The organism is Lautropia mirabilis (assembly GCF_900637555.1).
Taxonomy (GTDB): Bacteria; Pseudomonadota; Gammaproteobacteria; order Burkholderiales; family Burkholderiaceae_E; genus Lautropia; species Lautropia mirabilis.
The window spans coordinates 109,976-122,863 of record NZ_LR134378.1 but is presented as its reverse complement, the minus strand read 5'-3'; the positions used below and the strand labels follow the sequence as shown (position 1 = coordinate 122,863).

Annotated in this window: 8 protein-coding genes; 7 read left to right on the top strand and 1 reads right to left on the bottom strand. The window is 61.2% G+C overall.

Annotation, left to right across the window (positions count from 1 at the left end):
* The first annotated feature begins 189 nt into the window (after positions 1-189).
* Both EL249_RS00475 and EL249_RS00470 read left to right on the top strand, forming a co-directional pair.
* Entirely contained in the window at positions 190-1,836 is a 1,647-nt protein-coding gene (locus tag EL249_RS00475; protein WP_005675051.1) for an NAD-dependent malic enzyme, read from the top strand.
* 75 nt (positions 1,837-1,911) lie between these two features.
* Complete coding sequence (locus tag EL249_RS00470; RefSeq protein WP_126348021.1) at positions 1,912-2,628, top strand: ubiquinone biosynthesis accessory factor UbiJ; 717 nt, start codon at positions 1,912-1,914, stop codon at positions 2,626-2,628.
* A 35-nt stretch (positions 2,629-2,663) separates the two neighbouring features.
* On the opposite strand, the gene EL249_RS00465 is transcribed toward EL249_RS00470, so the two are convergent.
* Positions 2,664-3,749 carry an asparaginase gene (locus tag EL249_RS00465; RefSeq protein ID WP_005675053.1) on the bottom strand — a complete coding sequence of 362 codons (1,086 nt, stop codon included), beginning with the start codon at positions 3,747-3,749 and terminating at the stop codon, positions 2,664-2,666.
* A gap of 400 nt (positions 3,750-4,149) precedes the next feature.
* Between EL249_RS00465 and EL249_RS00460 the strand changes: the two genes are divergently transcribed.
* The 5 genes from EL249_RS00460 (at position 4,150) to EL249_RS00440 (ending at position 12,871) form a co-directional block, all read left to right on the top strand.
* Positions 4,150-4,476: a hypothetical protein gene (locus EL249_RS00460; RefSeq protein WP_040530242.1), complete on the top strand. Its 327-nt coding sequence runs from the start codon at positions 4,150-4,152 to the stop codon at positions 4,474-4,476.
* A gap of 572 nt (positions 4,477-5,048) precedes the next feature.
* On the top strand, positions 5,049-7,121 hold the full coding sequence (zorA, locus tag EL249_RS00455) for an anti-phage ZorAB system protein ZorA (RefSeq protein WP_005675056.1): 2,073 nt from the start codon (positions 5,049-5,051) through the stop codon (positions 7,119-7,121).
* A 3-nt stretch (positions 7,122-7,124) separates the two neighbouring features.
* Positions 7,125-7,835, top strand: a complete 711-nt coding sequence (locus EL249_RS00450; RefSeq protein ID WP_005675057.1) for a flagellar motor protein MotB — start codon at positions 7,125-7,127, stop codon at positions 7,833-7,835.
* Entirely contained in the window at positions 7,832-9,529 is a 1,698-nt protein-coding gene (locus EL249_RS00445) for an EH signature domain-containing protein (RefSeq protein WP_005675058.1), read from the top strand. The genes EL249_RS00450 and EL249_RS00445 overlap by 4 nt, the downstream gene beginning before the upstream one ends.
* A gap of 12 nt (positions 9,530-9,541) precedes the next feature.
* Positions 9,542-12,871: a DEAD/DEAH box helicase gene (locus EL249_RS00440; protein ID WP_005675059.1), complete on the top strand. Its 3,330-nt coding sequence runs from the start codon at positions 9,542-9,544 to the stop codon at positions 12,869-12,871.
* The last annotated feature ends 17 nt before the right edge of the window (positions 12,872-12,888 follow it).

Below are 12,888 nucleotides of genomic sequence, written 5' to 3'. Positions count from 1 at the left end.
ACACACCCGCCCCACGCGTGCATGCGTCGGGGCGGGTTTTTGTTTCAAGGGTGCCTCGTCATGAATCACACCGCGGGGGGCCTCCCTGGCTAAATGCCTGCAGTGTCAACGGGTAATTCCGTCCGCTCGTTCGTATCCGTGTCAGGCTGTGCCTTCAAGCTGGGCGCATGCCACCGACAGGAGCCAACAATGAGCAAAACCCCCGACATCCTGAAGAATCCTCTCACCAACAAGGGCACGGCCTTCACCCTGGAAGAGCGCGCCCGGTATGGACTGACCGGCCGGCTGCCGGTGGCCGTGGAGACGCTGGAGCAGCAGGCCGCGCGCGCTTACCGCCAGTACTCCGGCTATGAAAGCGACATCGAGAAGTACGTCTACCTGGACCAGCTGCACAACCGCAACGAGGTGCTCTACTACCGGTTGCTGACTGATCACCTGGTGGAAATGCTGCCCATCGTTTACGACCCCACCGTCGGTGAGGCCATCAAGAAATGGAGCCGGGACTACCGTCGTTCGCGCGCCGTGTACCTGGATGTGAATCATCCCGAGAACGTTCGAGCATCCTTCGAAACGCTGGGTCTGGGGCCCGATGACGTGGACCTGCTGGTGGTCTCGGATGCAGAGGAGATTCTGGGCATCGGTGACTGGGGCGTGAACGGTACCGATATCTCCGTTGGCAAGCTGGCTGTCTACACGGCCGCCGCGGGTATCCACCCTGACCGGGTGATCGCCGTGAATCTGGATGTGGGCACCGACAACGAGCAGCTGCTCAACGATCCCGCCTACCTGGGCAATCGCCATGCCCGTGTGCGTGGCGAACGCTACGAGCGCCTCATCGATACCTATCTGCAGGTGGCCAGTGAAATGTTTCCCCGGGCGCTGCTGCACTTCGAGGACTTCGGACCGGGCAACGCTCGCCGCATCCTGGTGAAGAACCGCGAGCGCTACCGCATCTTCAACGATGACATGCAAGGAACCGGCGCCATCGTCATGGCGGCCGTGATCTCCGGGCTGAAGGTGACGAAACAGGGCTTTGCCGATCAGCGGCTGGTGGTGTACGGCGCGGGTACCGCCGGCACCGGCATGGCCGACCAGATCAGCGCCGCCATGGAACGTGACGGCCTGAGCCGTGAAGAAGCCAGGAAGCGTGTCTGGCTGATCGACATCAACGGTCTGGTGACCGATGACATGCAGGGGTTGCCCGACTACCAGCAGGAATACGCCCGCCCGGCTGCCGAGGTTTCCAGCTGGAAACGGCAGGACGGCAAGATTGGCCTGCTGGAGGTCGTGAAGCAGGTCAAGCCCAGCATCCTCATCGGAACCTCCACCGATCACGGTGCCTTCACCAAGGAGGTGATCGAGGCTCTGTGCGCCGGCGTGGAGCGCCCCATTCTGCTGCCTCTGTCCAACCCCACCGAACGCATCGAGGTCCTCCCGTCGGACGCCATCCCCTGGTCCGGCGGCAAGGCACTGGTGGCCACGGGCATTCCCGTCGAGCCCGTCAGCTACCAGGGAACGAAGTTCCATATTGGCCAGGGCAACAATGCGCTGCTCTACCCCGGTCTGGGCCTGGGTGTCATCGTTTCGGGGGCGCGGCACGTCACCGACGGCATGCTGCTGGCCGCAGCCCAGGCGGTGGCCGGACAGGTCAACCCGCAGGAGCTGGGGGCCTCGCTGCTCCCGCCCGTGGACAATCTGCGCGCCTCGTCCGCCACTGTGGCGGTTGCCGTGGCCAAGCAGGCTGTGGCCGAGGGTGTGGCCACCCGCCAGCATGACAACTGGGTGCAGGCCGTGCAGGATGCCATGTGGCAGCCGGCCTATCCGGCCGCTTCATGACAGGTGCGGTCCTGGAGCATGCCTCGTTATCTCCGGATGCCTATAATGGCCGCCAGTTCCGCCCGAGATATCACCATGTTCCAGATCCCGCTACCCGTTGCCCAGCTGGTGCTGTCGGCCATCAACCACATCACCGGCCAGCAGCCCTGGCTGCGTGAACTGCTGGCCAGCCATGCTGGCCACGTGGTGCGCATCCGGGCCTTGCCGCCCACCGCGGGCGGGCAGGGGGGCAAGGCAGCGCCTCGTCCCGCGAAGGCGGGCACTGCTCCGCGTTCGGCCGCGGCCCCGAGGGTCAGCGCCGAACCGGCATCCGACGAGGGCTTTCTGCGCCTGCCCACCCTGCAGGCCGATGCCCGTATCGGTGTCGACGGCATGCTGACTGCTGTGTCCGGCGAAGAACCGGCCGTGGTGCTGACGGCGCGCCCCACCGTGGATGCGCTCTTTCGGGTGCTGCGCGAAGGCCCGCTGGCCTTGGGCGCCACGCTGCGCATCGAAGGCGATGTGATGCTGGCCCAGGCCCTGGGCGATGTGGCCAAGGCCCTGCACTGGGACGTGGAGGAAGACCTCAGCCAGGTGGTGGGCGACGTGGCGGCTCATCGTGCTGGCCAGTTCTGGCGTGATGCCCGCGTGCACGCCGCAGAGGTTGGCGGCCGGCTGCAGGACGCCCTGGCCGATCACCTGGCTTCAGGAACCGGCGTGCTGGTCTCGCGGCCCGAGTTCGAGGAATGGTCCGATGGCGTGCGCAGCCTGGCCCAGCGCCTAGATTGGCTGGAGGGAGCACGCGGGCGTTGAGCGGGGACGGCCAGGTCAGTCCGGGAAAGGCCGCCTCACGGTGAACAACGCTCGAAGAGCGCCTGAATCTCCCGGGCGTTACCCATCTTTGCTGCCAGGCAGAGCTGCAGCAGAATGCGCGCCTTGCGGGCGTCCAGCCAGCCGGCTGCAATGAAATCCAGCGCATCGTCGCCGTCTTCCGGCCTGGCTTCCGTATTGCGCCCCACATAACCTTCCGGTACCCGACTGGCACGCACCACCAGACAGCCCGCCTGGCGCGCCTGGGCCAGCGCCGCCCGCATGGGCACCGGCATGGTGCCGACGCCCGTGCCGGCCAGCACCAGCCCCTGACAGCCCCGTGACCGCAGCCAGGCCACCATGGCCGGGTCAGCATCCACGTGCTGGGGCACGATGCCCACCGGGGGCAGCGTCATCGATGCGGCATCGCCTTCCGCCGTGGCAGCCGTATCCTCCAGCCCCAGCGTTGCAAACTGCCCCTGCAACCCTCCGGCCGCCAGCGCCGGCTGCCAGCACGGCCGGTCCGCCTCCAGCCAGGCCACCGGCTGACCGAAGCGTTGCGCAAAGGCATCCGTCCGGTTTGCGTGCTGCTTGTACACCGCATCCGCACGCAGCACCCGGCCGCCAAAGCTCACGAACACCCCGCCGATGCCGGCCTGTCGTGCCGCCAGCGCAAAGCGGCAAGCATCGTACAGATTGCCCGGCCCATCGGCACTGAGCGCGCTGGCCGGTCGCATTGCCCCCGTCAGCAGCGCCGGCCGCGTGGCCGGCAGCACCAGCGACAGGAAGAACGCCGTCTCCTCCAGCGTGTCGGTGCCGTGCGTGATGACAATGGCATCGGGCGCCTCGTCACCGCTCAGCCACGTCCGCAGCCGGCCCGCAAGCTGCAGCCAGTGCGCCCCGCTCATCTGTTCACTGGGGATCGAGAAGACCTGCTCGGTGGCCAGCCGCCCCTCCGGCACCAGGCCCGACAACCCCGGCACGGAATCCAGAATCTGCCCGATGGGCAGCGCCCCCGCCTGGTAGCCGGCTGTGCTGCCCGCCGACGGGGCCACACCGGCAATGGTGCCGCCCGTGCCGATGATCAGGAGCGAAGGGGGAGAGGATGTGGAGGAGGAGGCCATGGCAGAGAGACCGGGGTGAATCGGGGGAAACGGCAGACAGGGGGCGGTCGGTGCGTGGGTACGGCTCGCATGCGGAAACGGCTCCCGTGCGGAAATGGCCGGTACCGACCGCACGGCAAGTGTAGCCCATGGGGTGTGCACTCATTCAGCACCCCTGGCATGGCCGGCGCCGCAAGGATGGCCGGGTAAAACCAGGGGGCAAAGCGCCGGAAGGAGGCGTTTGCTGGATACACTCGAAGAACCTGGCATCGGGCAGGCAGCGGCAGGACAGGGCCGCCTTTTCAGACCCGGATGACCCGGTACACATGAGCAGCCCGTAAAGATGCTGCCACCGAGGAAGACAGCGGCCACCCGCGCGGCCGACTGCCTGCCCGTAAAGCCACAGACAGGGGGCGACACCATGCGACAAGACCAGACCGACACCCGCGCCGAAACCGCCGTATCGGCCAGCAGGGCACGTTCCCCGCTGGGCGGCTGGTGGATATCCCTCGTCTACGGCCTGGTGCCCTCGGTCCTGGTCCTGACCCCCATCGACGGACGCCTGGGCCAGGTCAGCACTACCTCCATCGCCGGCGTGCTGGTCTATCTCGCCTTCACCCTGCTGCTGCTGCGCCAGTCGGCCCGCAACCGCATCGATGAACCCATCTGGTTCATCGTGCTGCTCTTTGTCTTTGCGGCTGCCATCCTGCTGTTTGGTAGGGGGGTGGCGGAGTGGTTGGGGGTGTGAGGAAGGATCAGACCTTCGGCTGGTCCATGGAGATCGGGTGCTCCAGAACGTTCTCATCCCACACGCTTGCAATGCCGTTCACGGCCGTCGACTTGAAAGCATACCGCTGGTCTCAGGTCATCGTGCTGGGGCAGCAAAGGAGATGAGCGGCTTCTCTGCCGGAGCGAGTGGCACATGGCGTTGCGAAAATATGACTGGCATCCAGATCCTTTGTTGTGCAAACGATACGGTTGGATGAGGGAAGTCCCTCAATAATTTACACGCTGCTGGGCGTTATTTACTGCGTGATAGCATCAGACAAAAATCATAAATGGCTTTCATTGCAGTATGGAAGACGTGGCGTGGAGTAGCGGCGGAGGGCTGGGGGTGCATGCCTTCGCTTTTTTTGGCAGGACATATTCTGTTGTTTCGATGATGCGTGCTGCGGAAGGCGCAGTGGGCAGCCTTGGCACATCCGCCGACAGTCTGCCGGTAACGTCGGGGCAGGCAGAACAAGGGCAGGTGCATCCCGGTGATCTATCCGGGCAGAGGCACGCCGTTGTCATGCGAGCTGCTTATCTGGAGGTGCGCGCATGAACGTGCCGCTTGAAAGACTTATGTCCTTTCCTACTCCCCTGCTGGTGGTCGGGGGTGTTCTTCTTTTCCTTGTCGCTACTTTTCTTGTCTTCTTTCTGGTTCGTGGAGGATTTGTCTGGTGGCGCCTGTTTCAGCTTCAGCGTGCGTTCGCCAGGCTTAAGTCTGGGGGAGGTTCTTCTACGGGCCCCGATTCGTGCAGGGCCGTGTCCGAACTGGACAAGGCCTTTGCCAGGGATAGGCATCTGCTTCATCTCTGGAAGGAGTACCGCGAGTCCCTGCATGAGCAGAGGGCTGTGCAGGATGGCCAGGATGTGGTTACGGCGCTTCGAGCGACGATGCTGGCAGAGATGTACTTCAATGGCCAGTCCGTGGTCGATGGTCGTCTTCGCACAGAGTTCTTCAAGCATCTGCCCGGGCTCCTGACAGGTATCGGGATCATTGGTACCTTCACTGGCCTCATCGGGGGTCTTGAGAGCTTTCATGTCAGCGAGGATGCCGATACGGTACGTGGCAGCCTCAGTGGGCTGATGAATGAGGTGGGAGAGGCGTTTCTCGTATCGGCGTCGGCCATTGGCGCTGCGATGCTGGTGACGTTCCTTGAAAAACTGCTTCTGTCATCGCTCTATCGTCGGATAGAGAAGATTGCTCAGGACATTGATGCTTGCTTTGTGGCCGGTGCGGGTGAAGAGTATCTTTCTCGCCTGGTTCGGGCCTCGGAAGACTCTGCCAGTCAGTCCAAGATCCTGAAGGATGCGCTGGTCAACGAACTGGGCACTCTCCTGCGAGAGCTGACCAAGCAACAGATTGAGTCCTCCCAGCAGCAGCAGCAGCGTCTTCTGGAGGACATGAAGGCCTCTGCCAGGGAGAACAACCAGGCGTTGGGTGACGCCATCAACGGTGTCTTCCGGGAGCCCCTGGAGAAGATCGCGGGTGCTGTACAGGTCGCCAGTGGTGAGCAAAGCGCGATGACCACCACCATGCTGCAGGATGTGATGAGTCAGTTCAGCGCGCGGCTCAATGAGCTGTTCGGTGGCCAGATTTCGGGTTTGAACGAGCTGAACCAGCAGACGGCACGCAGCATGCAGGAGGCAGTCTCCACACTTCAGGCGCTGGTGCAGAACATCGAAGCGACCAGTGGCCGAGCCAGTGATGACATGGCGAAGCGCTTTGCCGAGGCCATTGCCCAGATGGAAAAGCGCCAGCAGGCCATGAACGAGCAGTCGGAAGCCTTTATCGGGCAGATACGTGCGCTTGTGTCCCAGTCGACGGCTGAGACGAACGAAAAGCTTCGCGAAACCTTGGCGGCCATTGGCACGACGATGCGCGAAGTAATGAACTCCCTCAGCGAAAGTCAGGACCAGGTGGCAGAGAGCGTCAGAAAGCGGGAAGAGACGATGGTCTCTCGCACCGAATCGGCGGTCAGAAGCCTCTCCGATTCGGTGGATTCTGTCATTCAGAAGATGGCAGAGATCAGTACCCAGATAGCGCAGAGTATCAATAAACTGGAAGGGGTCACAACTACATCCATTGGCAAGATGGAGAGCAGCGCCGGGTTGCTTGCGGCTGCATCGTTGGATTTTGCCAAGGCGGGGAGCGGTGTGGCAGGTGTTCTGGAAAAGGCAACCACGGCAAGCTCTGGGCTGACGGAGGCGTCCTCCGCTTTCCAGGACAGCGCGGCTTCGGTCAAGAGCGCACTGCAGGACTACCGGCTGCAGCGTGATGCCATGGCTGCAATGACGACCGAATTGAAAGCCACGGTGGAGGCTGCTCGGCGAGAAGCGTCTCTGACCACGGATATCGTTTCGCGCATCGAGCAATCAGCGCAAGGGCTGGGCAGAGCGCAACTGGCGGCGAACGAGTACCTCAATGGCCTCAACGAGGTGCTGGGCGGAGCGCAAGGGGCCTTTGCCGCTTCCATTCGGAAGACGTTGGACACCGCCAATGTGGACTTTCACAAGAAGCTTTCCGATGCCGTCAACCTGCTGAGTGCCGCGGTGAGTGAGCTGGAGGCGTCATTGGCGTCCGTTGGGGCGTCCACGCCCCCCGGCAAATCGGTTGGACGGAGTTGATCCATGCTGGGGGCGCGTCTGGTTATGAACCGTTCACGGCGTGACGAGGCCGAGAAACCGTTCTGGATCTCCTTCGCCGACATGATGACGGCGTTGATGGTGCTGTTTCTGGTGGTAATGAGCGTTGCACTGCTGGCAGTTACCAAGAAGGTCAGCGAGCAGGAGCGGGCAGAGACGGAGCACCGGCAGGATATCGCCGAGATCATGAGACGCTTCGAGCAGGCAGCCGACCGTTATGAAGGCATCCGGATTGATCTGTCCCGTGCCGTCATTGACTTTGGCGACCGTGCCCGGTTTGCCTTTGGAAAATGGAACCTTTCACCAGAGCAGGAAAGCGTGTTGCGCCAGTTCGTACCGGATATCCTTACGCTGGCCAATGATGAGCTGGGACGCCGCGTCATGAAGCGCATCGTGGTGGAAGGTTATACCGACAGGACAGGTTCCTATCTCAGCAATCTGAACCTGAGCCTGCTGCGCAGCCAGCGGGTGTTGTGCGCCATGTTCGCGCGCTCTGGTGCTCATCTGTTGACGGAAGACCAGAAAGCCGATGTCCGCAATCTGTTCCTGGTTGGGGGGTATTCCTTCAATGCCTCGCGCGAGAGTGCGGAGGAAAGCCGTCGGGTGGAGATGCGCATTGAGTTCCTGGGCATTGGGGAGCGTCGGGCGGACCCGGTACCTCTTTCCAATGATTTTGGCGAGTGTGCTTTGCGATGAATGCCCTTCAGCAGCTGGAACACCGGCTGGCGCGATCCACCCAGGATGCCTTTGCCCACAGCCCCCAGTTGCCTGACCGGGGGGCGTGGGAGCCGATACTTGATGCAGTCATCAAACGGATCAGAGAATCAAATCCGGGCCTGAAACCCGGCAACCTTCCGGAAGATCGGATGCAGGATGCGCTGGGCAGGTTCTGGGAGGGCATGGAGGTCAGGGACTTTCGTGATGCCTACCTGCTTTCGCATGCCCTGAGTACCCCGTATCGGGGGACAAACACCTGCGCCATGGATGATGCCGGACGATTCGACAGGATCCTGGCGGGGGCAGACTCCTGGGTCGGGCGGCCGAACCTGTACCGGAGGTGCTACCGAGGGCTGGTGCATAACTACTTCAGCTATGGTTCGTTTCCCGATCGTGTCAGCGAGACGGGCAGGAAGAACTGGAGTGCCTTGCGCCAGTACCTGTACGACAGGAATGGTGTCATCCAGGCTGAGCGTTTCAACCCGCCGTGGGTGCAGGTGGCATTGGACAATCGTCAGCTGTTCACGGCAGATCCGGTTGGCCCCTATGTTGCCAAGGTCATGCAAGGGGACTACGCCACGATAGACAGCCTGAAGGAGCACCTTGGCATCGAACAGTCTTCCTGGTTCTTCAGACAGCTCATTCTGTCGCAGATCAGGCAGGCGGTGGGCTATGAAGATCAGCGGTTCCGGAACAGCCTTGACAGCATGTTGCAGCTGATCCGTGGCAACCTGATCCTGAGAAATGAGGCGCTGGCCATGTTGCTGGAGCGCTACAAGGAAATAAAGGGGCATCCCATCCATATCGGCCTGCGAGACCATTCCGTGACGTGGTGGGAGAACCCATGGCTACCCTCCAACAAGACGGCCTGGCAGAGGGTGTCCGAAGATGCACGCCAGATGGTCTCGAACTGGCTGAAAGGGGAGTTCATCGAGGCGTTCTTCACGAAACTTGCGCAGGACGGAACCAGCGATCGGCGTCGTGTCAATTTCTGGAAGCGCTACGTGAAGGCCATCGACCATGTGGATTTCGCTCTGGGGCCTACAGCGCGCAACTCAAGGGATCCGGACTTCAAGGTGTTGAAGGAGAAGATGAAGGGTCTACTCTGGTACCTTGATGCCTCCGGCAACAACAATGCCTTCATCATGAGAATGGGCAAACTGGTTGTCGTTGAGTTCAGCGACATGGGGAATGCCTTGTACGCTTATCGTGATGACCAAGGGCTGCCGTTTGATCTGACAAAGCCATTGGCCTTGCCAGTAAACGCTCGGAACTCCCTGAAGAATTCGGCCAGGCGTAACAAGCTGACTCACAAAGACGGGATATACGGCTACAGTGAGTGGGAAGACCACTTTGAGAACTGGCTGCGCAGTGAGGGCGTGTCGCCGGAAGGCCGGGGTGATGGTGCGCCCGCTCGACCTGGCCGGCAGGGAGAAGGTCGTTCCACGGAACATGTTCCGGAGCGGCCTTCACCACCGCCGGGACAGCCCGTTTACTACCCACCGCTGTACAACGTTCTTGATATCGCCAGAAGGCATGGTCTGAAGACAAGTGATCTTCGGAAGCAAGGTGGATACTTCTGGGTCTTGACGGATGACTCTGATCCGCAGATTGGTAACGCTCTGAGCATGCAGGGGTTGCGCTATAGGCCCGGTAAAGGTTGGTACACATAGGAGAGTGTCGTCGTGTTCAATCTGCGCAAGGCTTTCCGGGCAAAGCAGACTGCATGCTGGTACCGTCGTCTGGATGCTGTTGGCATCCGAATCTCGCGGGATGCGTCTTCAGGCGGGATGCCCATTGAGTCTCCCCTGCTGGGAGGCTATCTGGAGCAGCTGCTGGATGACGGCTGGCTGACCGAGACGAGTGATGGCGGTTTCCTGGAGTGGGAGGGTTTTTATGGCAGCCTTTCCACGGCCATGGCCGAGATGCGCTCGATGGATGATCTTGCTGGGGCGTTACAGCTTCCCGAGGAGACATCGGCCCAAATCGTCCTGCGCAGTGAAGGGACGCTGATCGACGCAGGCTTCTCGATCATCATTGCAGGCTGGCGTTATCCTGATGGCATCGTTCGAAGCGCTCGTCTGGAGGGAGCGATCCTGCAGCTGGATGATGTTATGGAGCGTCTGACCGTTGAGCAATGGCAGTTGGTCCAGGCCATACGGGCATTCAGCCGCAGGCCAGACGCGGAGCGCGATGATCTGTCCAACCGGAGGGCGTGGGGCCATATCCGTTCTCTGGCCTTGGCAGCCCATGCCAATCTGGACGATTTCCTGACACGTTCCGTCGTTGTGACGCCGGAGCACATGCTGCTGGCGTTTCGCCGCTCTGCCATCGTGTCCGATGGCCCGGTCGTCGAGATCATTCCCGGGTTTGATGGCGTGCCGGATGTCTGGCTGGCTGCCTTCGATCGGAACTCCACTGTTCTGCCACGGTATGACCTTTCTATGCCGGAAGGGATAATTCAGGTGCTGATCACGCCTCAGGTTCGTACCGTACTGGAGTCGATCAAGCGGATGCCAGGGCGGCGTGTGGCTGGCGCAAGGGCAGAGGCCATCCTCCGGAATCCCATGGCGGCTCTGGGAGAGGATGCCCAGGAGGTGCTTGATCCGAAACAGATTGAAGAGGTCTTGGCCGGTGCCGGCGTGCTCTTTGAGCGCTTCACCCCCCGAGTCGTATGGGATGCAGAGGGAAGGTTGCTGCACATCGGCTTGCTTATTGAACCAGAGGGTGCAGAGGGGCTTCAGTCATCCGAGATTCATTGGCTGTCTGACGAGCAGGTCGAGAATTTCATCGAACGGGTGGAGCGTGCCATTCAGGCGCAGCGCCAGCTGGTTGCCTGGAATGGACACGATCTGGCGATCAGGGGTGAAACACCTGAACATCTTCATGTCTTGCGTGAAGCGCTCAGAGCCAAGCATGCGCAGATGGAAGGCATTGGCTATGAGAGGGTCCATGACCTGGGCATCTATAGCGAACGTATCGCAGGCATTGGGCAGGACACGGTCCTGCATGTGTCGGCGGTGGGGCGGGATAAGGAAGGTGACGTCTGGTTTCCAGAGCAGATTCCTGAATTCATCGTCTATACCCCTGAGGGGCGGGAGCTACCAGTCCGGATTCCGACCGATCCTGAAAATTTGGCCAAGCTTGAAAAGAGCGCATGGGAGGCAAAGTCCAGGGGAGAGACGGATGTTCAGGTCCCGGGGACATCTGACAAGCTGCCCGTGGATGAGGTGCTTCGCCTGGTCGGGCGCCTGAAGGTACCGATGGGTGAGGCGGGTAACCCCAAGAGCCCCGACTCCGGTCTTGAGAAACCCAAGGACAAAGAGCGCGATAGCACGCCTCGGCAGTCGGGTTCCAAGACCCTGATACTGCTGGACAACATCGATCAGGTCGACTACGAGGAGAAGAGAAGGATAGCTTTGAGCGGAGAGAGGACGGCAGCCCGGGTACCCGCATGTATCAGGTCTGGGCTTTCATTGCTCCCTCATCAACGGGAGGGGGTGGCATGGTTGCAGCACCTTTATGGCCTGAGATCGGATTTCCAGGTTCGGGGGGCCATTCTGGCGGATGATATGGGGCTGGGAAAGACCTTCCAGCTGCTGGCCTTCATGGCATCACTCATCGAAGAGAATCCCTCCATCGAGCCGATGCTGGTGGTTGCTCCAGTGTCTCTGCTGGAGAACTGGGCGGAAGAGGCGGACAAGTTCTTCGTCCCCGGCGTGCTGACCCTGCTGACGGCCTATGGGGATGCACTTGCGCCATTGCGCGTTCCCAGGCATCTCATTGATGAACGTCTGAGGAACGAGGATGGGCTGGTGAGGTTCCTGAAGCCGGGCTGGATCGGCAATGCCCGGGTGGTGCTGACAACCTACGAGACGTTGCGGGATTTCGAGTTCTCTTTTGCCGCCGAGAAGTGGTCAGTGATGGTGTGTGACGAAGCACAACGGATCAAGAACCCGGCTGCGATGGTGACACGTGCTGCCAAGAAGCAGCAGGCCGGTTTCCGGGTTGCCTGCACCGGGACGCCTGTCGAGAACAATCTGGCGGATATCTGGTGTCTGTTCGATTACATCCAGCCTGGTCTACTGGGGGCGCTCAGTGATTTCACCAGGCGCTATCGGAAGCCGATCGAGGCATGTACCGATCAGGAGAGGCAGCGGGTTGGGGAGCTGCGCGCACGCATTCAGCCGCAGGTACTGCGGCGGCTGAAGCAGGATGTGGCGAAGGACCTGCCCCAAAAGATCGTCGATGAGGGCTGCCGCCGCCTTCCATTGTCCCCTTTTCAGCGCAGCCTCTATTCCCAGACTCTGGAGGGATACAGAGCGTCCAGGGAGGGCCTTGGGAAGTCTCCGTTCAAAAACCAGCTTGGGGTGCTGCATTACCTGCGGTTGCTCTGTACCGACCCCCAGGAGTTCAACATGAAGGGTAGCCAGCGCGACCGGTTGGATGTCTACCGAGCAAAGGCACCCAAGATGGACTGGCTGCTGACGCAGCTGAAACGCATCCAGCGCTGGAACGAGAAAGTCATCGTCTTCTGCGAGTTCCGCGAGGTGCAGCGGCTGTTGCAGTCCTGTATCGAGGTAGAGCTTGGCTATTCGGCGACCATCATCAATGGAGACACCAGTGCTTCATCCCGGAACGTCGATAGTCGGCAGAAGCGCATCCGGGCATTTCAGGAGAAGCCGGGTTTCGGTGTGCTGATTCTTTCGCCAGTCGCGGTAGGGTTTGGGGTCAACATCCAGGCGGCCAATCACGTTGTGCACTATATGCGAACCTGGAATCCCGCCAAGGAGGATCAGGCAACCGACCGTGCCTATCGCATTGGTCAGACGAAGGATGTCCACGTTTACTATCCCACCGTGGCCGCCGATGATTTCGTGACCTTTGATGTCAGGCTGGACCAGCTGCTGACCAAGAAGCGGGAGCTGGCCGGCGACATGCTGAATGGCTCCGGGGACATCAGTGGCGCTGAATTCGACACCATGCTCAATGAACAGGTGGGAGCGGCCTCATGAATGGTTCGGGAGGGGGC